The organism is Enterococcus montenegrensis, assembly GCF_029983095.1.
Taxonomy (GTDB): Bacteria; Bacillota; Bacilli; order Lactobacillales; family Enterococcaceae; genus Enterococcus_C; species Enterococcus_C montenegrensis.
Genome location: NZ_CP120467.1, coordinates 2,318,865 through 2,342,816, shown reverse-complemented (window position 1 = coordinate 2,342,816; position 23,952 = coordinate 2,318,865). Strand labels below are relative to the sequence as shown.

General features: G+C 36.7%; 16 protein-coding genes and 2 other annotated features (1 of these 18 cut by a window edge). Of the genes, 10 read left to right on the top strand and 6 right to left on the bottom strand.

Translation table 11 applies throughout. The features are described 5' to 3' along the window. The first annotated feature begins 255 nt into the window (after window positions 1-255). The 5 genes from P3T75_RS11320 to nhaC all read left to right on the top strand — a co-directional run bounded on the left by P3T75_RS11320 (window position 256) and on the right by nhaC (window position 10,116). Window positions 256-2,928 carry a cation-translocating P-type ATPase gene (locus P3T75_RS11320; protein ID WP_282461643.1) on the top strand — a complete coding sequence of 891 codons (2,673 nt, stop codon included), beginning with the start codon at window positions 256-258 and terminating at the stop codon, window positions 2,926-2,928. Between the two features lie 277 nt (window positions 2,929-3,205). Continuing rightward, window positions 3,206-3,407 (top strand) — a binding site (T-box leader). A gap of 150 nt (window positions 3,408-3,557) precedes the next feature. After that, entirely contained in the window at window positions 3,558-4,814 is a 1,257-nt protein-coding gene (gene tyrS, locus P3T75_RS11315) for a tyrosine--tRNA ligase (RefSeq protein WP_206902275.1), read from the top strand. A 461-nt stretch (window positions 4,815-5,275) separates the two neighbouring features. Beyond that, window positions 5,276-7,147 carry a tyrosine decarboxylase gene (tdc, locus tag P3T75_RS11310; protein WP_206902276.1) on the top strand — a complete coding sequence of 624 codons (1,872 nt, stop codon included), beginning with the start codon at window positions 5,276-5,278 and terminating at the stop codon, window positions 7,145-7,147. 131 nt (window positions 7,148-7,278) lie between these two features. Then, window positions 7,279-8,661 carry a tyrosine-tyramine antiporter gene (gene tyrP / locus P3T75_RS11305; protein ID WP_242595722.1) on the top strand — a complete coding sequence of 461 codons (1,383 nt, stop codon included), beginning with the start codon at window positions 7,279-7,281 and terminating at the stop codon, window positions 8,659-8,661. A 75-nt stretch (window positions 8,662-8,736) separates the two neighbouring features. Beyond that, window positions 8,737-10,116, top strand: coding sequence for a Na+/H+ antiporter NhaC (nhaC, locus tag P3T75_RS11300; RefSeq protein ID WP_206902278.1), 1,380 nt, complete (start codon window positions 8,737-8,739; stop codon window positions 10,114-10,116). A gap of 52 nt (window positions 10,117-10,168) precedes the next feature. Here the strand turns inward: nhaC and P3T75_RS11295 are convergent, their stop codons facing one another. Next, window positions 10,169-12,916: a cation-translocating P-type ATPase gene (locus tag P3T75_RS11295; RefSeq protein ID WP_407649801.1), complete on the bottom strand. Its 2,748-nt coding sequence runs from the start codon at window positions 12,914-12,916 to the stop codon at window positions 10,169-10,171. A 141-nt stretch (window positions 12,917-13,057) separates the two neighbouring features. On the opposite strand from P3T75_RS11295, the gene P3T75_RS11290 reads away from it, so the two are divergent. Next, window positions 13,058-13,495: a hypothetical protein gene (locus tag P3T75_RS11290; protein WP_282462605.1), complete on the top strand. Its 438-nt coding sequence runs from the start codon at window positions 13,058-13,060 to the stop codon at window positions 13,493-13,495. 1,131 nt (window positions 13,496-14,626) lie between these two features. After that, window positions 14,627-16,132 (top strand): ribosomal protection-like ABC-F family protein, encoded by a 1,506-nt coding sequence (gene abc-f / locus P3T75_RS11285; RefSeq protein WP_282461641.1) that lies wholly within the window; start codon window positions 14,627-14,629, stop codon window positions 16,130-16,132. A gap of 193 nt (window positions 16,133-16,325) precedes the next feature. Here abc-f and P3T75_RS11280 read toward each other — a convergent pair whose 3' ends face one another. From P3T75_RS11280 to P3T75_RS11270, 3 genes are read right to left on the bottom strand one after another with little or no spacing between them, the layout of a single operon-like run. Next, complete coding sequence (locus tag P3T75_RS11280; RefSeq protein WP_206902281.1) at window positions 16,326-16,487, bottom strand: hypothetical protein; 162 nt, start codon at window positions 16,485-16,487, stop codon at window positions 16,326-16,328. An 11-nt stretch (window positions 16,488-16,498) separates the two neighbouring features. Further along, window positions 16,499-16,849 carry a hypothetical protein gene (locus tag P3T75_RS11275; protein WP_206902282.1) on the bottom strand — a complete coding sequence of 117 codons (351 nt, stop codon included), beginning with the start codon at window positions 16,847-16,849 and terminating at the stop codon, window positions 16,499-16,501. A 29-nt stretch (window positions 16,850-16,878) separates the two neighbouring features. Beyond that, window positions 16,879-17,901, bottom strand: coding sequence for a lactonase family protein (locus P3T75_RS11270; protein ID WP_230710246.1), 1,023 nt, complete (start codon window positions 17,899-17,901; stop codon window positions 16,879-16,881). Between the two features lie 264 nt (window positions 17,902-18,165). Here P3T75_RS11270 and P3T75_RS11265 point away from each other — a divergent pair, with 264 nt between their 5' ends. Both P3T75_RS11265 and P3T75_RS11260 read left to right on the top strand, forming a co-directional pair. Then, complete coding sequence (locus P3T75_RS11265) at window positions 18,166-18,519, top strand: PTS glucitol/sorbitol transporter subunit IIA (protein WP_206902284.1); 354 nt, start codon at window positions 18,166-18,168, stop codon at window positions 18,517-18,519. 134 nt (window positions 18,520-18,653) lie between these two features. Continuing rightward, window positions 18,654-19,811, top strand: a complete 1,158-nt coding sequence (locus tag P3T75_RS11260) for an AI-2E family transporter (RefSeq protein ID WP_277988631.1) — start codon at window positions 18,654-18,656, stop codon at window positions 19,809-19,811. Window positions 19,812-19,851: 40 nt separating this feature from the next. Here P3T75_RS11260 and P3T75_RS11255 read toward each other — a convergent pair whose 3' ends face one another. Further along, entirely contained in the window at window positions 19,852-20,145 is a 294-nt protein-coding gene (locus tag P3T75_RS11255) for a rhodanese-like domain-containing protein (protein WP_282461640.1), read from the bottom strand. A 229-nt stretch (window positions 20,146-20,374) separates the two neighbouring features. Next, complete coding sequence (locus P3T75_RS11250; RefSeq protein WP_206902287.1) at window positions 20,375-22,297, bottom strand: fructose-1,6-bisphosphatase; 1,923 nt, start codon at window positions 22,295-22,297, stop codon at window positions 20,375-20,377. 312 nt (window positions 22,298-22,609) lie between these two features. On the opposite strand from P3T75_RS11250, the gene P3T75_RS11245 reads away from it, so the two are divergent. Continuing rightward, on the top strand, window positions 22,610-23,641 hold the full coding sequence (locus tag P3T75_RS11245) for an aromatic acid exporter family protein (RefSeq protein ID WP_282461639.1): 1,032 nt from the start codon (window positions 22,610-22,612) through the stop codon (window positions 23,639-23,641). A 197-nt stretch (window positions 23,642-23,838) separates the two neighbouring features. Beyond that, window positions 23,839-23,952 (top strand) — a binding site (T-box leader); it runs 128 nt beyond the window's last position.

Below are 23,952 nucleotides of genomic sequence, written 5' to 3'. Positions count from 1 at the left end.
GCTAACCTTAATTTGTTTCTACCATGGATTTTTGCGAAAAGTATTTGCCCATGGCTGCAATCTACTATATAATGTTTCTTGTATTTATATGTTTTCATGAGGGAGTAACTAGCAGCATAAGCTGTGGCAACATCACCAACCGAAATTAACTTTCTGGTGTTGCCTTAATTAGTGAGACTTATGTATGTTATGCACATACACAAGTCTATTTTTTTTAGCTGACTTGTGGATGATAATTTCAAAGGAGGAACAAAATTGTCAGAAGAAAACAAAAAACAGCAGTTGAGCCAAGCGTTTTATTCCCAAACGCCAGATGAGGTTCTAAAAGAGTTAGATGCAACTGCTGACGGTCTAAGTGCCGCAGAAGCCAAAAAGCGTCTAAGTGAATACGGTGAAAACGAGCTGGAAGAAGGCAAGAAAAAATCAATGGTCCAAAAGTTCTTTGAACAGTTCAAAGACTTGATGATTTTAGTTTTATTGGTTGCCGCAATTATTTCTGCGCCTCACGAGCCGGTTGATTCCATCATTATTTTGTTAGTTGTCATTATTAACGCAGTGATGGGTGTTGTCCAAGAGTCAAAAGCAGAAGCTGCGATTGAAGCTTTAAAAGACATGTCCACACCAAATGCCAATGTTGTAAGAGACGGTCATGCGTTATCAATTAAGAGTACAGATCTGGTGCCTGGGGATATCGTATTGTTAGAAGCCGGCGATGTTGTTCCAGCTGATATGCGTCTGATTGAGTCTAGTTCTTTAAAAATTGAAGAAGCGGCTTTGACTGGAGAATCTGTACCAGTAGAAAAAGAATTAGTTGTTTTAGAAGGTACTGAAATTGGTATTGGCGACCGTATTAATATGGCTTATTCCAACAGTAATGTTACCTATGGTCGTGGTAAAGGTGTAGTTGTAAATACAGGGATGAATACCGAAGTTGGTAAGATTGCAGGTATGTTGGCAGCTGCGGATGAAACCGAAACACCACTGAAAAATAACTTGAATCACTTAGGTAAATTCTTAACAGCTGCAATTTTAGTTATTGCTGTGATCATGTTCTTGTTTGGAACTTTAGTTAACGGTACACCTTGGATGGATATGCTATTGACTTCTGTATCTCTAGCCGTTGCTGCAATTCCAGAAGGTTTGCCAGCAATCGTTACAATTATTTTAGCTTTAGGTACGCAAGTATTAGCAAAACGTAATTCGATTATCCGTAAATTACCAGCGGTAGAAACATTAGGTTCAACAGATATCATCGCCTCAGATAAAACAGGGACGTTAACGCTGAACCAAATGACAGTTGAAAAACTTTATACCAATGATCGTCAATATCCATCGTCTGAACATATTCCAGATAACAATATGGCCCTTAAAATTATGAACTACGCCAATGACACAAAATTCAGTCAAGAAGGCGAATTAATTGGGGACCCAACAGAAACTGCACTTGTGAAATTTGGACAAGACCAAGGCTTTGATGTTACTGAAAAAGTAGCAGCAGAACCACGAGTTGCAGAATTACCTTTTGATTCAGATCGTAAATTAATGTCAACCATTCACCAAGAAGCAGATGGTCGCTATTTAGTTGCTGTTAAAGGCGCACCAGATGTTTTACTAGATCGTTGCACACAGTATCAAGTATTTGATGAAGTAAAACCAATGACAAACGCTGAAGAACAAAAAATCTTGAGCAATAACAAAGATATGGCCAAACAAGCATTGCGTGTTTTAGGTATGGCGTATAAATATGTGGACGCTATTCCAACTGATTTAGAAACAGAAGTAGTCGAAAATGATTTAATCTTTGCTGGTTTAGTCGGCATGATTGACCCAGAACGTTCTGAAGCTGCAGATGCTGTTAAGGTAGCCAAAGAAGCCGGTATTCGTCCGATTATGATTACTGGTGACCACAAAGATACCGCAGAAGCAATTGCGGCACGTCTTGGGATTATTAAAGCCGGGGATGATGCTGCCGTTTTAACAGGTGCTGAATTAAATCAAATGTCTGACGATGAGTTTGCGCAAAAAGTTGCAAACTATTCTGTTTATGCCCGTGTGTCTCCAGAACACAAAGTGCGTATCGTTAAAGCGTGGCAAAAAGAAGGCAAAGTTGTTGCGATGACAGGCGATGGTGTTAATGATGCTCCGGCTTTAAAACAAGCAGATATCGGTGTTGGTATGGGTATTACCGGTACAGAAGTTTCTAAAGGGGCTTCTGATATGGTCTTAGCTGATGATAACTTTGCAACAATTGTTGTGGCTGTAGAAGAAGGTCGTAAAGTTTTCTCTAATATTCAAAAAGCTGTTCAATATTTATTGGCAGCTAACTTGGGTGAAGTTTTGACGTTGTTTATTGCAACGATGTTAAATTGGGATACTTTGTTGCCAATTCATTTATTGTGGATCAACCTAGTAACGGATACTTTCCCAGCAATTGCTTTGGGAATGGAACCGGCTGAAAAAGATTTAATGAGTCATAAACCACGAGGACGCAACTCCAACTTGTTTTCTGGCGGTGTCTTCTCAAGTATCATTTATCAAGGTATTTTAGAAGCGGCTACGGTTTTATTTGTTTATTGGTCTGCTATCCAGTGGCCAGTACACGCAACTTATGAAGCAATTCATAGTGATGCTTTAACCATGGCATTTGCAACCCTAGGCTTGATGCAGTTATTCCACGCATTTAACGTGAAATCTGTTCACCAATCCTTATTTAAAGTTGGGCCATTCCGCAACAAATCATTCAACTGGGCAATTTTACTTTCATTCTTCTTGATGATGGTAATCATTGTTGTACCAGGATTAAATGATATCTTCCGCGTTGCACATCTTGATTTATATCAATGGGGAATTGTTGTTGGTTCATCCTTTGCGATTATTCCAGTCGTGGAAATTGTGAAAGCTTTCCAACGAGCGATGGGTAAAGAATAAATAAAGTGAAAGAGGCTGGGATTATCCCAGTCTTTTTTTTGTTATTTTATAGTAAGGTGTTTGCCGGTGACACCTGCAATTTTTATACCGATGGAAAAAGCTTGTCAAAGTGATGTACCATACCTTTTTCACTATGAATAATTATGCTGTGACAGCTAATTTTTTTGGGAAAAATAGCGCTGTAATTTTTATTTCAAAAAATGTTATTCTGAAAAAAATAACGTCTTTCTTGTTGACAAACCGATTGTACAGTTTTATGATGTAGACACATTAATAAATGATGACTGTGATGGAAACACAGTAGGACAATAGCCGCTGTTAAAGAGAGCTGGTGGAGCTGCAAACCAGTACATGCTAATTGTGTGAATTACACTTCCGGAGTCTTGGCGTAAAGCCGCGCGACAGCGTTAAATGTTTGAGTGATATGCTAGCTTTTATAGCATATAATTTGGGTGGTACCGCGAATTTTCGTCCCTTGGCAAAATTGCCAAGGGATTTTTTTTATATCCTAAATTAAAAATTACTTACATTTGAACGTCGTGTAATAAAAAACATTTTTTAATAACAAAATAAAATTTTGCTATGCCAGCAGTTTACTGCTTTCATAAATATAGACGGAGGTCAATAAGATGAATATTATTGATGAATTAACGTGGCGGGATGCCATCAACCAACAAACCAATGAAGAAGGTCTACGTAAACTCGTAGATGAAAAGAGCATTGCGCTTTATTGTGGTGTCGACCCAACAGGTGATTCCATGCACATTGGACATTTAATTCCTTTCATGATGATGAAAAGATTTCAATTGGCGGGCCACCGTCCTTATATTTTAATCGGTGGTGGAACAGGAACAATTGGGGATCCTAGTGGTCGTACAACAGAAAGAACTTTGCAAACAATGGAAACAGTGCAACATAATGTGGATGCATTATCCAATCAAATGCGCAAGTTATTTGGTAAAGATGCTAACATTAGTTTTGTAAATAACTTTGACTGGTTATCAAAAATTTCATTATTGGAATTTCTAAGAGACTACGGTAAAAACTTCAACATTAACACAATGTTGGCAAAAGATATTGTTTCAAGTCGTTTGGAAGTGGGGATTTCCTTTACCGAATTCACATACCAAATTTTACAATCCATCGACTTTTTACACCTATTCAAAACTTTTGGTGTACAACTTCAAATCGGTGGTGCCGATCAATGGGGAAACATTACAGCTGGTCTTGATTTGATCAGAAAATTAGAAGGACCAGAAGCAGAAGCCTTTGGTTTAACAATTCCTTTAATGCTAAAAGCAGATGGAACGAAATTTGGTAAAACTGCCGGAGGCGCTGTTTGGTTAGATCCTAAGAAAACCTCCCCATTTGAATTCTACCAATTTTGGTTGAACCAAGATGATCGGGATGTCATTAAATACTTGAAATTCTTTACTTTCTTAGATAAAGAAGAAATCGATACATTAGCGCAAAAAGTTGCGACTGAACCGGAAAAACGGGAAGCACAACGCCGCTTAGCTGAAGAAGTGACCCGCTTTGTTCACAGCCAAGAAGATTTAGACGAAGCGCAAAAAATTACCGAAGCGTTATTCTCTGGTAATATCAAAGATTTAAATGCTACTGAAATTGAACAAGGTTTTGGCAAAATGCCAACAGTTGAAATTTCCAACGACCCTGAAAATATCGTGGAATTATTAGTAGCAACAAAAATTGAACCATCAAAACGTCAAGCACGAGAAGATGTTTCAAACGGAGCTATAAGTATTAACGGTGATCGTATCACTGATTTAAATTTTGTCGTAACACCATCTGATCATTTCGAAGGAAGATTCGTTGTTATCAGAAAAGGTAAGAAAAAATACTTTTTGGCCAAAGTATTAAATTAGAATTCAATAATTTTTTACCTTGAAAAACAATGATTTTCATTTTCCATTTCAAATGATGAACTGGTCTTAAAAAAGTAAAGATCACTGTTAATACGTTACGAAAAAGAGCATTCTGTCTTGACAGAGTGCTCTTTTTTTATCGTATGTAAAATAAAATCACTTCACAAAGATAATGACTATCAGATTGAGGTTAACCTAAAAATAATTCACGAATAAAAAAAACGACTAAAATTCCGCCGATTAAAATAACGATTGTTTTTACATCTGTTTAGAATTTTCAGATAAAAAGTATCACGCGGACTGGTTTATTAAATTTTCACAATTGACTTGAACTTTAAAACAATTTAACAATTAAGAATTTGATTAAAAAACAGTCCAGATATGATTTTACTTTTAAAAAGAACAGGTGTAACCTACAAACGACAAAATTTTTATCAATACTTTTTTAGGAGGAGTTCATCATGAGTGAACAAGGAAACGATTTGAATCTAAATGCCCTATTTATTGGGGACAAAGCTGAAAATGGCCAAATTTACAAAGCTTTGTTAAACGAATTAGTAGACGAGCATTTAGGCTGGCGTCAAAATTACATGCCACAAGACATGCCAATTATTACGCCTGAAGAAAAAAGCAGTGAAAGTTTTAAAAACACTGTCAACAAAATGGAAGATGTTTTATCTGAAATTTCATCACGGATGCGCAGTCATTCTGTCCCATGGCATACTGCCGGACGTTACTGGGGACATATGAACTCAGAAACGTTAATGCCATCATTGTTAGCTTATAACTTTGCTATGCTTTGGAACGGCAATAACGTAGCCTATGAATCATCTCCTGCTACAAGTCAAATGGAAGAAGAAGTAGGACGTGAATTCGCGCAATTAATGAGCTATAGCGATGGTTGGGGACATATTGTTGCTGACGGTTCTTTAGCAAATTTGGAAGGCTTATGGTATGCCCGCAACATTAAATCATTACCGCTTGCCATGAAAGAAGTTACACCAGAATTGGTTAGTGGAAAGTCAGAATGGGAACTTTTGAATTTGTCTACGAAAGAAATTATGGACTTACTTGCAACAGTGCCCGAAAAAATTGATGATATTAAAGCTGCTTCTGCCCGTAGTGGTAAAAACCTAGAAAAATTAGGAAAATGGTTAGTTCCACAAACAAAACACTACTCATGGTTGAAAGCTGCTGACATTATTGGGATTGGCTTGGATCAAGTTATTCCAGTACCAGTGGATCACAATTACCGGATGGATGTTAATGAACTTGAAAAAATCGTGCGCAATTTAGCCGCTGATAAAACACCAATCTTAGGTGTTGTGGGTGTTGTTGGTTCAACAGAAGAAGGCGCAATCGACCCAATCGATAAAATTGCTGCCCTACGCGACGTTTTAGCAAAAGACGGTATTTATTTCTACTTGCACGTAGACGCTGCTTATGGCGGTTATGGTCGTGCCATTTTCTTAGACGAAGATAATAACTTTATCCCATTTGAAGAATTAAAAGATGTTCATTTTGAAAATGGGGTCTTCACTGAAAATAAAAATTATATTTTAGAAGAAGTGTACAATGCTTATCGTGCCATAAAAGAAGCTGAATCTGTTACAATTGACCCGCATAAAATGGGTTATGTTCCTTATTCTGCTGGTGGGATTGTTATCCAAGATATTCGGATGCGGGACGTAATTTCTTATTTTGCAACTTACGTTTTTGAAAAAGGCGCTGATATTCCTGCCTTACTAGGCGCTTATATCTTAGAAGGTTCCAAAGCCGGTGCAACAGCTGCCAGTGTTTGGGCTGCACATCATGTTTTACCATTGAATGTTGCCGGATATGGTAAATTAATGGGGGCATCTATTGAAGGTTCACACCGTTTCTTTAACTTCTTAAATAACTTGTCCTTTAAAGTTGGCGATAAAGAAATTGAAGTACACCCATTAACTTATCCTGATTTCAACATGGTAGACTATGTCTTCAAAGAAAAAGGTAATGATGATTTAGAAGCAATGAATAAATTAAATCACGATGTTTATGACTACTCTTCATATGTCAAAGGAAGCATTTATGGTAATGAATTCTTAACTTCACATACTGACTTTGCTGTGCCTGATTATGGTGACAGCCCATTACAATTTGTTAACCAACTTGGTTTTTCAGATGCAGAATGGCGTCGGGTGGAAAAAATTACCGTATTGCGTGCCAGCGTAATGACACCATATATGAATAAAGAAGAAAACTTTGAACAATATGCTGAAAAAATCAAAGTTGCGCTTCAAGAAAAATTGGAAAAAATCTATGCAGAAAAATTAGTACATTCAGCACACTAATCAGTCAGTAGACGGCAGGGTCAGTTGCCGTCAGGTAACTGATCGACTGCGGTCCAATTTTAAGGAGCGTGTCAAAAGTGAGTAAGTCAGATATTAATAAAATTAGTTTGGGGACTTTTATTGGTCTAACAATGGCTTTGTGTGCCACCGTTCGGAGTATCCCAACTTTAGCAGCAGTTGGATGGACATTAATTTTCTATTCAATTTTTGCAGTTGTCTTTTTTGCCGGCCCAATCTCAATGATTTCCGGTGAACTTTCTACCATGTTGCCAGAAGAAGGCGGCCCACAATTATGGGTAAAAACTGCCTTAGGTAGCAAATGGGGTTTTGTAGTTGCGTGGTTACTATGGGTGCAAATGTTCCCAGGAATGGTAATGGTAGCCTCAACTTTAGGCCCACTTTTAGGAAATACATTTGGTAATGTCGCATTAGGCAATAATCACTGGTTTGTTTTAGCTTGTATTTTAATTATTTACTGGATTATTACCATTTTGAATTTAAAATTTGATATGGCCAAAGTCGGTGGTAACATCGGCGTTTGGTTAGGCGTATATATCCCCGTTGTTGTAATGTTTGTACTTGGCTTATTTGCCTTTTTCAAGGTTGGCTTAGTATCAAATGGATACTTGGGTGCTTTTTCTTGGTCAAAGGTTTTACCAGACTTGCAACATATTGAAACATTAAAATATTTAGCAGGTATTAGCTTTATTTTCGTTGGGATCGAAATGAGTTCAGTTTATATGCCTCGTTTGAAAGATTCTACGAAAAATTATACCAAGGGAGTTTTCATCGCTTTAATTGGTTTAGTTTTACTAAACGTTATTAATGCAATGCTTGTTGCCAATGTAGTCCCAGCGGGCAAAATGGAATTGGCCAATATTACCCAACCAATCATCATTTATTGCGAAATTTTGGGTCTGCCAAAAATTATTGGTAATATTTTCAGTTTCATGGTGTTCATTGGTGTCTTGTTACAACTTTCTGCTTGGGTAACTGGTCCTTCAAAAACTATTATTCAAGTTGCAAGAGAAGGTTTCTTACCACCTAAGTTTGGCTTCCAAAAAGAAAATAAATATGGCGTTTCTAAAAATGTTGTCTTGACGCAATCGATCGTTATTTCACTATTTGCGTTATTGTATGGGGTTATGGATGATGTCAGCACTGTTTTCTTAACTTTAACGAACGCTACGACAATCGTTTATTGTATCGTATATGTTCTAATTGCAATTTCCGTTTTAGAATTACGGAAACATCATCCTGAAATGGCTCGTCCTTACCGAATTGGTAAAAAAGGGAATGCTTTTGTATGGGTTGTTAGCATCATGTTGCTATTTTCAATCGTTGTCGTTACGTATGCGACATTACGGACATCTACTTTAGCGAATGCGTTGTTAGTTGCAGCTATTGCAGTTGTGATGTTTGTTATTCCTTTGGTCATTAATCACTTTAAGAAAAATGACTGGAAAGTTGCTGTTACTGACTCTTCTGCAGACCACTTGCACCATAGTCATTAACAATTTACTAAGCGTTCTGTCGTAAGTCCTTGCGGCAGGGCGTTTTTACTTTGAAAAAATAAAGAAGGTATTTACATGAAAAAAATTTCAACCAAAGAAAGTGCTGCGGTTTTGGCAGCCATGTTAGCAATTTTGGGAATATTAATTATCGGCTTTCAGCTAAGTCCTCATGTTCCGATTTTATTTGTTTTCATGCTGCTATTATTATATGGTCGCATGAAAAAATTTTCGTGGGATGATATTCATGGAGGGATTATCAGTGGCATTACCCCAGGTATTATTCCCATCATTATTTTCTTATTAATTGGCGTGTTAGTGGCCGCTTGGATTTTAGCAGGAACAATTCCGACGATCATGGTTTATGGGTTTAAAATTATCTCGGTACGTTTTTTCTTACCCACAGTTTTTGTCGTTTGTTCGATTGTCGGATTAACTGTAGGAAGTTCATTTACAACAATTTCCACGATCGGAATTGCTTTTTTAGGGATTGGCCATATTTTAGGCTTTCACGATGCGTATACAGCAGGAGCAGTTGTTTCGGGGGCTTTTTTAGGCAATAATATTTCACCGCTATCAGATACGACCAATCTGGCAGCTGGAATTGGCGAAATTGATTTGTTTCAACATATTGCCAATATGCGTTTCACCGATTTACCTGCTTTTGTAATTAGTTTTATTTTATACGTCTTTTTAGGTCATACAAGTAAAACAGCTAATTTGACGAGTGTGAATGAAATGATTGCCAATATGGAAAATAATTTTTGGATTTCACCTTGGACATTAATTCCTTTGATTATATTATTTATTATGGCAGTCAAGAAGATTCCAGCAATTGCGACATTATTAACAGGCGCCAGCGTTGCGATTGGACTTAGTTTTATTCATGATCATACTTTAACGGTGCAAAAAGTTGCCACTATTTTAATGAATGGTTTTACGGCCAAAACAGCTAGTGAGAAGTTGAATACACTTTTATCCCGTGGTGGTATTATGAGTATGTTGGGTTCAGCCAGTCTCATTATTTTAGCGTTGGCTTTAGGCGGCTTATTATTGAAATATCAAATTGTGGAAAATATTGTTGAAGCACTAAAAAGTAAAATGGATCGTCCGTCTCGTTTGATCGGTTTGACCGCTCTTAGCAGTATCGGGGTAAACATTATTGTGGGGGAACAGTACTTATCGATTATTTTACCAGGAGAAACATTCAAAAAATCTTTTGAAACAGCGAAATTAGACAATCGCTATTTAACTAGAACTTTAGCCGATGCAGGTGCTAGTGTGAATGCGTTGATTCCTTGGGGGGTTAGCGGTACATTTATCGCGGGTACTTTAAAAGTGAGTGCTATGGCATATGTTCCTTTTGCCTTTTTTCCTTTATTGGCACCGGTCATTACCATTGTGGTAGGCTTTATTTTAAATCATCGCCAAACACATGCAGCTCATCCTGTTCATTAAAAATAAGCTAAAAAAACCATCAAGGTCTGCCTTGATGGTTTTTTGGCTAAATTTAAGCTTTACGAATCATTTTCTTGCGGATTTCCTCAATTATAATCAGAGGTAGAGGAATACAAATTAGAAATAGCCAATCTTGTAGTTGAATGCCGGTGGTGCCAAATAATTTTTGTAAAAACGGGACATACATCAAACATGCAATTAAAATCACTTCAAAACAAATCCCCCCTAAGATTCGTTTGTTTGAGAAAAAACCAATTTTAAAAAGTGATTGTTCTGCGGTGCGACAGTTAAAAACAGCGCCAATTTGGCAAAAGACAATTGCAGCTAAGGTCATAGTTGTGGCCATGGCATAAACGGTGCCGTCAGTAGCTAAGGCAGTCGTGGGCCAGCCGTTTAAATGGTTGACAAAGAAATAGGCGCCGATTGAAATAATGGAGGCTAAAAGACCATACCAAGCAAAGGCCTTTAAAATAATTTGCTTGGTTAATAAATGTTCTGTCCGCTTACGGGGCGGTTTTTTCATAGTACCGGGTTCAGTTTGTTCAGTTGCTAACCCTAAAGCAGGTAACATATCAGTACCCAAATCGATTGTTAAAATCTGCATAACAGTTAAAGGTAAAGGAATCATACCTTTTGATAATAAAAACAATAAAGAAGGGACTGCTTCTGGCATATTGCTATTTAGAATATACAATAAAAATTTGCGAATATTGTTGTAAACCGTCCGCCCTTCTTCAATTGCATTTACAATAGATGTGAAATTATCATCGGTTAAAATCATATCGGCTGCTTCTTTGGCGACATCGGTTCCGGTGATTCCCATCGCAACACCGATATCCGCTTTTTTCAAGGCCGGTGCATCGTTGACCCCATCACCTGTGGAAGCAACGATTTCACCTAAACTTTGCAATAGAGAGACTACGCGGTATTTTTGTTCAGGAGCAACGCGAGCAAAAATAACTTCATGTGTTAAATTTTCTTTTAATTTTGAATCAGACATATTAGCTAAGTCATCGCCGGTAATTACCCGGACGTCAGCGCCTTTGACGATGCCGATTTTGCGGGCAATACTTTTGGCAGTTAGACCGTAATCACCAGTTACCATGATGATTCGAATGGAGGCATCATGACATCTTTGAATTGCCTCCATGACATTTTCCCGCGGTGGATCCTGACTGGCGGTGATACCGACAAAAGTCAAATTTTGTTCGCAATTTTCAATGGTTAAATTTGTTGTTGTCTGTAAAATACGATCAGCAAATGCTAAAGTACGTAAGCCTTCTTTTGCAAAATCATCATTTTTAGCTAAAATTTCTTTTTTTACAGCTTCAGTTAAGGGGATGACTTGCCCATTTTTTAAATAACTTTGGCAACAGCTTAAAACTTCGGTAATGCCACCTTTGGTAAAGACGTAGTTTTGCCCATTATTTTGGTGGATAGTTGACATGCGTTTGCGTTTTGAGTCAAAGGGAAGTTCGTTGTAACGGGGATAATTTTTCCTTTCATCCCTTAGATCGTAGTCAGCCTTAGCAGCCAAAATTAAAAGACTGCCCTCATCGGGACTACCCACTAATTGGTAGTGATTGTCTTTTTCTTCAATGGCTGAGTCATTACATAGACTGGCAATCCGAATCAGTTGTAATAAGTCATGCTCTTGTGCTAAATCTATTTTTTTACCAGCTTTTGTCACGATGCCGTTAGGTTCATAACCAGTACCAGAAACTGTGTAATCATCTGTTGGAAGCCAAACTTTTTCAATGGTCATTTCATTTTTGGTTAAAGTACCTGTTTTATCAGAACAGATGACCGTAGTTTCGCCTAAAGTTTCTACACTATTCAAATGTTTTACTAACGCATTTTTTTTGGCCATTTTTTGGACAGCCATTGCAAGAGATAAGGTAACGGTTGGTAATAAGCCTTCAGGAATAAAGGCAACAATCATTCCCAACGCAAAAATGAAAGCTTTAGGCCAGGGATATCCGACAAAAAAGACAGCGGCGACAAAAAACAATGCCCCAATAACAATAGCAATTAAAGAAAGCTGCCGTGTTAATATATCCAATTCTTTTTGCAGCGGACTTTTAACAGCTGCAACAGAAGTAGTCAAACTGGCAATTTGGCCAAATTCAGTGTGCATTCCAGTAGCTAAAACGACAAAGGAGCCACTGCCATTGACCACCGATGTACCTTCATAAACCAAATTTGCTTCGGCGTACTTACCAGCGTTTTTTAAGACTGCGTCGGTTTGTGGATCGGTTTCTTTATTGACAGTAATAGATTCACCAGTTAATGAAGATTGGTTTACTTCCAGACTATCGGCAGAAAGTAAGCGACCGTCGGCGGGAATGTTATCACCACTATTTAATAAAACAATATCTCCGGGTACCAAGTCGGCGGCTAAAATTTTATTTGTTTGTCCAGCTCGCATGACTTTAACGTAACTAGGCAGCATTTTTTGTAAAGCACTGGTAGCTTGTTGGGCGCGATATTGTTGCCAAAAACTAAAAACGCCATTAATCAAATTGACAAGCCAAATCGCAATTCCTAATTCTGGCGTACCAGTCATTAAGGCGATGAGGCCAGCTACCCACAATAAAATTGCCATCATACTTGTAAAGTTAGTTAAAAACACTTTTAATAGTGATTGCTTTTTTGTGGCAGCAATCACATTCTTTCCGTATTTCGCCAACCTGCTTTTTACTTCCGCCTCGGTTAGTCCGGCTTTTGTGCTGTTCATATTTGTGAGCGTGTCAGCACTACTTAATTTGGCATATGCTTGAAGTGATTTTGCTTGTGCCATCTTCATTCACCACCTTTATCTATATTTTCCAAGACTCTTAGAAAAAATGCAAAAAATAACCCTTTTTTTAGAGAATACTTTCTTATTAGTAGAAAAACCGCTAAAATGAAATTATCACAAAAAAAGAAAGTAGGAATAACTGTGAGACCAAATCTTGGTTATTATGTCCAAAATATTAATGATATCGTACAAGATACAGAAAAAATCGGGGAAGAAATGAACCCGCATTATGAAATTATTCGCACTGCTATTGATACAAATGAACTAGCAAATTTGACGCCAGAAAAGATTGTAGAAGTCGTAGATGTATTTGCTGCCGGCACAAAAAAATACAAAGCAATGTTAGGGCAAATTGAAAAACTGCGTCCACCTGCAAAAGTAATGGGAATTCATAAAAAATTCCAACGTTCTTATGAAAAATATGTTGCTGGCTGTGATGAAATGATTGCCAGTTTACAAACAGAAAATGGGATTGATACAAAAGCCTTTGATGCTTCTGAAACAAAACAAGACGAAGCAACCGACGAAATCTCATTTTCTATTCAACGAATGACAAACTTATTATTAGGCAAAAAATAAAAAGTTTATTGTCGTTTCATTCTCAAACTAAAAAAAGAACCTTGAAAATTTTTGTTAATTTTTTCAAGGTTCTTTTTGTAAGCTATCAAGGCAGTATAAAATTGCCACAAAAAATATTGCTTTGACTGCTTTTTTCACTATCTAGCCTTTTTTATGTCTAGCTTTATGGACTAATTCTCGGCGACAATAGAACACAATTGCAAAAAATTTAAGAAGCAATTTATTGCAATTGTGCCTTAATGCTTAAAAGCTAAGCGAGTCCGAAAAACTTTTCTGACTGTCTAGCTTCACGAATCAACCCTTCGGCCAAAAAACTAAATTTGCGAAAATGAAGGGAGAAATGAATTTTATTCACCTGAAGTGAGCAAATAAATCCTGGGAAAACGGGATAATTAGCAAAACGAGAGTTATCTAATTTAACTGTAACGTTATTTTTATGACAAAAAAGCACTTGTCGTTTATATTAAATACATAACCAACAACAACCTTTTTATTTTTCATTTTACTCCATTTGAGAGTAATTACTCCTTTTTCCATTGGGCCTAACCAACCCAATGGTTTTTTTATGCCTAAAAATAAGAAAAATGAGTGTCATATTTCTTTTTTTAGATGAAAAGTTACGAAATGAATTTTCTTATTTTTAACTTATAAAAGAAATTAAAAATCAAAAAAATGATAAAAAATAAAGTATATGTTTTTTTATTGTAAGGTGGCGCAATTTTTTTGAATAGGTTTGTTCCAATTTTTAATTTCACTTCAGAAAAATTGCCAAGAATTGAAAATCATGCTAATCTTAAATTACTAAAAACGAAATGAGGGATCCTGCATTGATTATTTAACCAATTTATTGAAGCTGCATTTAGACGAAAAACTTGGAACGACCAAGGTATTCGTGTGCAGATTTTCAGGATTGGTTCAATGACTTTGTAGGGTCTTTTTATCTGCCTTATTTGTCAATAACCCAAAGTGGGGACCGTTCCTGAAAATAGGACGGTCCTTTTTTATATTGTTGTAAAAGATAAAAATGGGACCAGTATTTATGTGTAGCAATGTCTGACTTGGAAATATACTTTGGCTAGTTAGCACGAATTAAATAAGTACATTTCCACAGTTTTTATATGAGGTGATAAGATGACCGTAATAAAAATACACGATTTGACGTTTGGTTTTGACAACCAGGGCGTTTTACTTTTTGATCATAGTAATTTGGTAATTGATGAAAGTTGGAAACTAGGGCTGATTGGTCGGAATGGGCGGGGAAAAACGACGCTTTTAAATCTACTACAGGGTAAATTTCCCTATGAAGGCCAGATTACGCATCAAATGTCGTTTACCTATTTTCCTCAGCAATTGCAAGACAAAGGGCAGCTAACCTTTTATGCGTTACAAGAAGTAGTAAATTTTGAACAATGGCAACTAGAACGTGAACTAAATTTACTCGGCGTAGATCCTGAAATTTTGTGGCGCCCCTTTGTCAGTCTTTCCGGTGGGGAACAGACGAAGGTTTTACTAGCGTTATTGTTTGTGGATGAATTAAACTTCCCGTTAATTGATGAGCCGACCAATCACTTAGATGTCATGGGGCGAAGGCAAGTTGCAAAGTATTTAAAACGAAAAAAACAAGGCTTTATTGTGGTAAGCCATGATCGTCATTTTGTGGATGAAGTGGTAGATCATATTTTATCGATTGAAAAAAGTCAATTGGTTTTATATCAAGGTAATTTTTCAGTTTATGAAGAACAAAAGCAATTGCGGGATAAATATGAGTTGGAACAAAATGCTAAATTAAAAAAAGAAATTGGGCGCCTGCAACAAACCGCAGCTGAAAAAGCGGAGTGGGCCCGCTCTCGCGAAGGGGATAAGACGAAAAAATCAAAAGGCTTTATTGATACAGAAAAGCGCCGCGTGAATAAAGGGGCAGTGGGAGCGGATGCGGCTCGTACCATGAAACGCTCCAAAGCAATTGTGAATCGACTAGAAGATCAAGCTGCGCAAAAAGCAGAGCTATTAAAAGATATTGAAACAGTCGATAGGCTGCAAATGAATTTTGCTCCTACGCATCATAAGTTATTGTTACAAGCAGAAGAGTTAACGCTAGTCTATGGCGATAACGCCCCACTATTTCAACCCGTTTCATTTGAATTACGTCAAGGGGAACGCCTGGCAATAAAAGGGATCAACGGTGCTGGTAAATCGTCTTTAATCCATTATTTAATGGAACATTTTACCGGTAATAGCCAAGGGATTTTGAAGCGCCCGCAAAATCTTACTATTAGCTATCTGCGTCAAAATTACGAAGATAATACCGGGACTTTAACAGAATTTGCGGAAAGTCACCACCTGAATTACGAAGACTTGTTAAATAATTTACGTAAACTGGGTGTTGAGCGAGAAGTTTTCTATAATAAAATTGAAGATATGAGCATGGGGCAGCGTAAGCGAGTAGAATTGGCGAAGTCTTTGGCAAGTCCGGCAGAATTGTTTATTTGGGATGAACCGCTAAATTATTTGGATGTCTTTAATCAAGAACAACTTGAAGCCGTTATAAAAGCCGTCCAGCCTACTATGGTGATCATTGAGCACGATGAAACATTTTTAAACAACGTCGCGACAAAATTTTTGGAATTAAAAAAGTAACTAGGAAAATTCACTAAAAATAAAAACAGCCGGTGTTTTGAAGTTCCCAGCAAAAGTTAGAGAAAAATTCTGACTTTTGAGGTACTAAACCTACCAAAAAAGGTAGTCCGGCTGTTTTTTAGTTTGATTTAACTGAATTAAACTAAAGAAGGCGTTAAAATCGTACTACTTATCAAAAATAGGATAGATGGATTTAATTTTCCACATTACGAACATAGTCGTCAAAGTATTTAATCAAATCATTTTTCATTTTTTGATACTCTTCTTCGCTATATTCTTTTTCTTCAATTTTGCCATTAAAAAAGGGCAGGTTTAATTCTTCTTTTAAGCGATCCAAAGCTTCTTGTTGATTCATTGTATAATCTCCTATAACAAATTAAATGATTGTGTTAATAATTCATACTGTTCTTGCATTGTAGTTAGACGTTTTTTAAAACTTGGAATATCATCGTCGTCGTGGAATAAAACTTGCTTTAGTTCAAAATAAAAATCGTCAAAAGCGTTAACGAAAGCTTCAACTTCTTTAGTTTGTAATTGGACATTTTGATCACAACGGACATACGCCTTTTCAGCAATAGCATAGGCTTCAGCCGTAGTTAAAATCGCTAAATTTACATTATAACGACGACTGATTACTAAATCAAAAACGGACTGACATTTGTTTAATAAGTTTGAAAAGTCTTTTAATAATAATTCAACAGGGGTTTTAGTAAACATGGGGGATTCCTCCAATTCTTTTATGGCTGTTAGTCTTCAAATAAAACACAGACACATTCAGGGGCATAAACGTCTTTTTGAATTAAGGTTAAGTGACCATCTTCTTGATTGCGCGTATAAAGCGTCAAATTGTCACTGTTTTGGTTGGCACAAACGACATATTTATCGCTTGGGTCAAGCGCAAAGTCCCGTGGAAATTCACCTTCAGTACTAATCGTTTGAACTTTTTCAATGGTCAAACCATCTTCTGAAATTGCAAAAACAGCAATTGAATTATGCCCACGATTGGATGCGTATAAGAAGCGACCATCTTGACTAATGCGAATTGCAGCACCACCGTTAGCACCAGTGAAATCTTTTGGTATTAAGGAGTCTTGCATAATTTCTGTAAAGCTACCATCTTGTGGATTATAGCTTAAAACAGTCATGGTACTATTTAACTCACCTAATAAATACGCGATATTTTTTGTTGGATGAAAAACTAAATGACGTGGGCCTGCGCCATCTTCGGTTTGGTAAATCGCCACTTCATCTAATTCACCTGTTTCACTGACATTATAAGTGTAAACGCGATCGGTACCAAGGTCGCAAACAACAAGGCGTTTGTCAGGGGTTAAATCTGTATAATGAACATGAGGATTATCTTGGTTTTCATTACTACCCGTTGGTTCATCGTGCTTAATAATGACACCTGGTTTTAAACTGCCATCTTGTTCTACGCCATAGACGCTGATTTCACCCAAATGGTAATTTGCACCATAAACTAACTGACGCTCTTCATCCACTGCCACATAGCATAATGGTGCGCCTTCTTTTGTCACGGCATTTAAAAAGTTGAAATCTTTATCGTATGCACCACAACCACCTTTGCCATCAACGGCTGTTACAGTGTATAAATTTTTTGCCTTACTTTGAGCTAAATAAGTTGGACTATTTTCTTTGGTCGCCAATTCCAAGTCTACCAATTGCTCATTTGCAGTATCTAAAGTAATGCGATAAATTCCTTGGCTGACACGTCTGGTATAAGTACCTAGTAATAAGTGATGTAACATGTTTTTCCTCCTAAATAATTATTTGCAAACTTTTTCTAAGAAAAAATTTTTCATTCAATAAGTCGTACTCTTTTCTATTCTACCACAAAGAATCCGCTTTAGAAGTCAGAGAAAAGTTTAGTTATGTTATAATGAAGGCTGTTAAAACAGTTGGATTATTTGCATGGCGTCTCTTTCATACGACTTAAAGCCAGGCTATAACTTCCATAAAACTGTTGGAAAATTTGAAAGAAGAACCAATTTGAAATTAGGAGGCAACTACAAATGATAGAAGGAAAAATTACGGCAATTGGCGAACAGGCAATTGATCCAAAAGAGAAACTTTTAATCTTTTTTGATGAAAGCGCCACAGCTGGGCTGAAACCTTATGCCATTATTCAAGATGTGCCAGCAGCTTCTGAAATTACGCTAAAAGTTGGAGATGAAATCAGTTTTGGCAGCGCCAAATATACAGTCACCCATCTAGGAAATACGGCATTAAAAGGCCTGCATGAAATTCAACATGCATCTTTTGTATTTGATCAAATACCAGCAGCTGACAGCATTGTAAATGGGATATACTTAACACCTTTTGAAGTTCCCCATTTAGAAGTAGGCATGATGATTACGTATCCTTAAATGTTAGAGGTAAAGTTTTTTTAACAAAAAATGGAAAATAAACTAAAATCGCATAAAATCAAAATTTGGTGTAATGTGCTTATGAACGTATCACCATTAAAAAAAACACTAATGACAACTAATTAAGGAGGTTACTGATGGAAAAAGAGAAGAAACGTCTGTCGTGGTTTTGGAAATGGTTTTTGAATAATCAGTTTGTGACAGCGTTGTTAATTATTTTATTAATTTTATTGATTTTAAATGCTTTTACGAAGGTTTCGTATTTATTTGAGCCAGTGGCCCAATTTGTCGGTGTCGTGGGCTTACCCATTGTTTTAGCTGGGGTCTTTTATTATTTGATGAACCCCGCGGTGGATTACTTGGAAAAAAAGGGGCTAAAACGAATTTATAGTATCATCTTATTGTTTTTATTAGTAATTGGTTTAATCACTTGGGGTGTGGTGGTTATCGTGCCAAAAATTCGCGAACAAACTGCCAGTTTTATTGATAATTTTCCCAATTATTTGGATGTTATCGACCAAAAGGCCAATGAAATTTTAAACGACCCAATGTTTGGTACCTTTAAAGATCAGTTTGATAGCTATGGTGACAAAATCACAACCTGGCTGACAGATTTCATTCGTAATATTTCTAGCTCAACTATTTCTAGCATTGGCAAAATAGTCGGGGCAGTGGCATCAACTTTGGTAGCGATTTTTACGATGCCATTTATTTTATTTTATCTTTTAAAAGATGGCCGTAATTTAGCACCTTATTTTGTTAAATTCTTGCCAAATAAAGTTCGCAAACCGACGTTAAAAGTATTAAGAGAAATGAATGACCAGGTTTCATCTTATATCAGAGGCCAATTAACAGTGGCCTTTGCGGTTTCGATTATGTTTATTATCGGCTTTTCTATTATTGGTTTGGATTATTCGGTCACATTAGGTGTTGCGGCAGGCTTTTTAAATTTGATTCCTTATTTAGGTTCGTTTTTAGCAATGGTCCCGGCGGTGTTTTTAGGAATTGTTGCGGGTCCGATTATGCTGGTAAAAGTTTTGGTAGTTTTTGTTATCGAACAAACTATTGAAGGGCGTTTGATCTCGCCATTAGTATTAGGCAATGAGCTTTCGGTCCATCCGGTTACTATTTTGCTGGTATTATTAACTTCTGGTAAATTATTTGGGGTCGTGGGGGTTATTCTGGGGATTCCTGTTTACGCGGCGGCCAAAGTTTTAATTACACACCTTTTTGAGTGGTATAAAGATGTCTCCCAATATTATCACGAAGAAGACGTAGAAGAAGAGCAATAAAAAAAGGCGCTATGACAAATAATTTGTCACAGCGCTTTTTTTAAGCTGCTAATTCTTTTAGATCACGCATACCACCAATAACATGAATGGCGTGAAAGCCGTGATTTTCTAAGAAACTCGCGATGATTTCTGAGCGACGTCCGGAATAGCTAATCACATAGTAAGTCGCATTTTTATCTAAATTATTTAATTCATTAGGAAGACTAGTCGCTGGTACTGAAACAGCGTTTTGCAAATGGCTCATTTCAAAGTCTTGTAAATCGCGAATATCTAAGATGTTCAGCACTTCGTTTTGTCGTAGCAAGTTAAAATCTTGTACGGAAATTGAAGTCATCTTTCATCCTTCTTTCTTTTTGTAAGATGTTTGTATCTTAGGATATTTCGCCATAAAATTCAACATTTTTCGCTCAAACTGATAAAATAATGAAAAGAAAATGAATGTAAACGATTTTCATGCTGTTTTATTAAGGTTATATATGAATAAAAGAATCGCTAAAACAGAAAAACAGGAAATAAAATTCCTGTTTTAGCAATAACAATTGTTTTGTTTTGGCGTTTTTTGCTTAAATTTTGTCGAAATTTTGATAGAGATAACTTAAATCCGCCATTTCGTGACAGATTTTAACGCCAGTATTGGTCGTTTTTACTTTCGTACGGTGGATAACTTCATCCACTAGGCGTTTAACCGAAATAATATCGGTCCCGTTTTTCACAGCATCTGCAACCGAGGTGAAGGGTTGATGAGCGGCTAGTTGCATACCATAGCTATTGGATAATAACGTATAACCAGCAATACCGGTCGTTTTTTGATAACTTTTGGCGTAACCGCCATCGATAACAATCAATTTACTATTGGCCTTGATTGGATCTTCTCCTTTTTTTTCTTTAACAGGTGTATGCCCGTTAATAATATGGCCATGATGAGGCAAGTCGAATTCGGCTAACAGTTCTTGGCAAATTGTTTCATCATTACGTAAGCGATAGTAAGGATTTTTCTTTTCAATATGCGTTTTTTTGTCAGCAATGTAGTAGCGTTCAAAAGTTGTCATGGCTTCTTTACCAAAAAGTGAAGAACTTTCCCCGGTCCATAAATACCACAGCATATCTGTGGCAAAATCATCATGGCAACTAGGGTCTAAATAGCTTTTACGGACTTGTTCTTCGTAAAAATCGAGTAATGCTTTGCCGGCGTAATTGTGGCCATTAATTCGTAGCGATTTTAAATCGCCATTTTCATGTAACGGAATACACCCGTGGAATAGTAAATTATCGTTATAACACAAATACATAGATCCTGAAGCCAACATAAAATCCATATGGCGTTTTAGTTTTTCAGATTCTTGAATGGAAGAAAGGAGACGGGCAATTAAGGTTTCTTCTTCTTTTGTTAAGGTTAGTGGTTGTTTTTCATCCACAGTAGGGCCATTGAAATCAACCAGTGGATACACGACGTCATCAAGCGTGATGGTTTGACTGGAATAATCGATAAACGTTAGCACATTGCGTTTGTCTAATAAGAATTCCGGACGGCGCAAGATTAATTGGCCCTCCAATTTAAATTGCAAAATAGCAGTTGCTTGCTGAATTTGATTGAATAAAATTTGTTCAGCTTCAGAAAATGTGTGCATGTCTTCGGCTTTTAAATTAAAAGCCGGGGTTGGTTCGTAGTATTTTTGAGCATAGGTCGCTAAAGGGCGTAAATTGATACCATAACGCTCTTCTAAAATATCTAAGTTTCCGTAGCGAGAAGAAATCCGTAATAAATTCATCGCGGCTACTGGAGAACCCGCAACAGCTGCTAACCAGACGATATCGTGATTACCCCATTGAATATCGACAGAAGGTAAATTGCTTAAGCGTTCCATTATTTGATCAGGTTTAGGTCCCCGATCATAAATATCGCCTACTACATGAAGATGATCAACTACTAGGCGTTGTATCGTCTTACATAAGGCAGTAATCAAGGCTGGTGCTTGGTTTAATTCAATAATACGATTCACAATCGTAGTAAAATAATCGATTTTGTCTTTTTTTGTATCTACTTCAGTTAGTAATTCTTCAATAATATACGCAAATTGCGGTGGGAGTGCTTTTCGAACCTTTGAGCGGGTATATTTGCGTCCAGCATAATTGGTAACTTGCAGAAGATAAGGAATATTTTCTTTATAATAGGCGATTAATGCTTGTGGCTTTAAAGAAGCTTTTTGTAACGCCAATTTTTCTTCTGGGTAATAAATAAGGGTGCATAAATCGGTAATCGGGACTTTGGGCATAGCTTGGAAACACTCTTTAACTTTTTCTTTGACACTACCTGAGCCATTACGCAAAACATGATCAAAAGCATCAAATTCTCCGTGAAGATCGCTAACAAAGTGTTCTGTTCCCTTGGGCAATTGCACAATAGCCTCTAAATTTATCAGTTCGGTTAAGACTTGTTCTTTTTTTGGAAATTTTTCTTTAAGTAATTGGTAATACTTCTTTTCCAAATTATCACCTCCGCTATTGTAATAATATAGCAAATGATTCTTTTTATGTATAGGTAATAAATTGCTTTTAAATAAGTAATTAATACATAAAATTATTTATTGGTATAGTTGTATATACAAAAACTTAAAGTTATCAAAGAAAATATAAAAAGCAAAATGCGTGATGTAGATATAAAAAAAGTGGTGCTCACTGAAAAGTTAAGATAAGGAATCATTTTTAAATAAAGAACTTTTAAAGAACAAAGTAGACCCCCAATTACAGTTGTTTTTCCAGTATAATAAAATAAAATTGTAAAATAAAGGAGACGATTGATGAATTTATTAACGAAAAATACGTGGCAACAACATTTAGGCTATGCTTTAAAAATTGGGATCGGCAGTGCTCTGGCCATTTTACTGGCAGAATTATTAGGATTGAACTTCGCCGCTTCAGCGGGGATTATCACGCTATTGACGATTTCAACTACTAAAGTGCAAACGTGGCGTCTGTGTTTACAACGAATAGGCACTTTTTTGGTAACGGTTTTGTTAGCTTTTTTTATCCAACCCATTCACCAGTTAGAATGGATAAGTTATGGTGTCATTCTCGTACTTTTGACATTTGGTTTAAGTGCGCGTAATCTATTGCCCACATTATCGGTCAATGCTGTTGTGCTTACCCATTTACTAGCAGGAAAAGCTCTTACGTTAGCAGCGATAATCAATGAATTTTGGCTTTTGGTGATTGGTCTTTTTATTGCGATTGTCGTAAATCACTTTCAGCATTATGAAAGCCAAAAAAAATATTTGAATTACTGCCGGACAATCAGCGAAAAGAAGTTTAAAATCGTTTTTGAAAAACTAGCTGCCTATTTGGCCGACAGCGAGGTTAATAATCACGTGTGGGATGATATTATCGGCTTGGAAAAAGAGTTGCACAACTATACTCAAGTAGCTTTTGCCTACCAGCAAAATCGCTTACCGCTAACCGATGATTTTTATTTAGATTATTTTGAAATGCGGACACAGCAGTGCAATGTCTTGCATAATTTGCATTATGAAATAAAAAAATTACGCCGTATTAAGAGCGATTCTGCCGTTATTGTTGCTTTTTTAAATGAAATTGCAGCCCATTTTGGGGAGATGAGTCAACCAATTCATCAACTGCACATGATGGACCAATTGGTGCAAAAGATTGAAGATGCCAGTTTGCCGCAAACCAAAGAAGAATTTTTACGCAAAGCGCGCCTGTATCATATTTTGATGGACTTAGAAGAGTTTCTAATTTTTAAAAAGCGTTTTTTGCAAAAGCATCATCCAGAAAAAGTTGCTGCTTATGAAGCGCAACTGGCAACAGAGGAATAAGTGACATAGACTTGGCAGACGGCAAAATATTTTTGGCGCTTGCCAAGTCTATTTTATTTTTAGAAAAACAGTATTTTAATCACATTATTCCAATATAAAAATGACGTAATCAGTTTTTTTATTGACAGAAATATCAGAAAATTATAATTTTTAGGTTGACGAGGAGCGCATAATCCTTTATCATTGCTAGCAATAACACAAATGCGACGATAAGATAAGTACAGATGATGCGTTTTAAAGAGAGCTTCGGTGGGTGAAAAGAAGTAAACAAGGGCATCTGGAAAATGGTCTTTGAGCAGGAAACTGTGAGT

Coding starts and splice junctions, on each gene's coding strand:
- P3T75_RS11275 (WP_206902282.1), bottom strand. CDS start 16,849: ATGTTTACTAAAACCCCTGTTGAATTATTATTAAAAGACTTTTCAAAC.
- P3T75_RS11280 (WP_206902281.1), bottom strand. CDS start 16,487: ATGAATCAACAAGAAGCTTTGGATCGCTTAAAAGAAGAATTAAACCTG.
- tdc (WP_206902276.1), top strand. CDS start 5,276: ATGAGTGAACAAGGAAACGATTTGAATCTAAATGCCCTATTTATTGGG.
- nhaC (WP_206902278.1), top strand. CDS start 8,737: ATGAAAAAAATTTCAACCAAAGAAAGTGCTGCGGTTTTGGCAGCCATG.
- abc-f (WP_282461641.1), top strand. CDS start 14,627: ATGACCGTAATAAAAATACACGATTTGACGTTTGGTTTTGACAACCAG.
- P3T75_RS11245 (WP_282461639.1), top strand. CDS start 22,610: ATGAATTTATTAACGAAAAATACGTGGCAACAACATTTAGGCTATGCT.
- tyrS (WP_206902275.1), top strand. CDS start 3,558: ATGAATATTATTGATGAATTAACGTGGCGGGATGCCATCAACCAACAA.
- P3T75_RS11255 (WP_282461640.1), bottom strand. CDS start 20,145: ATGACTTCAATTTCCGTACAAGATTTTAACTTGCTACGACAAAACGAA.
- tyrP (WP_242595722.1), top strand. CDS start 7,279: ATGGCTTTGTGTGCCACCGTTCGGAGTATCCCAACTTTAGCAGCAGTT.
- P3T75_RS11295 (WP_407649801.1), bottom strand. CDS start 12,916: ATGGCACAAGCAAAATCACTTCAAGCATATGCCAAATTAAGTAGTGCT.
- P3T75_RS11270 (WP_230710246.1), bottom strand. CDS start 17,901: ATGTTACATCACTTATTACTAGGTACTTATACCAGACGTGTCAGCCAA.
- P3T75_RS11265 (WP_206902284.1), top strand. CDS start 18,166: ATGATAGAAGGAAAAATTACGGCAATTGGCGAACAGGCAATTGATCCA.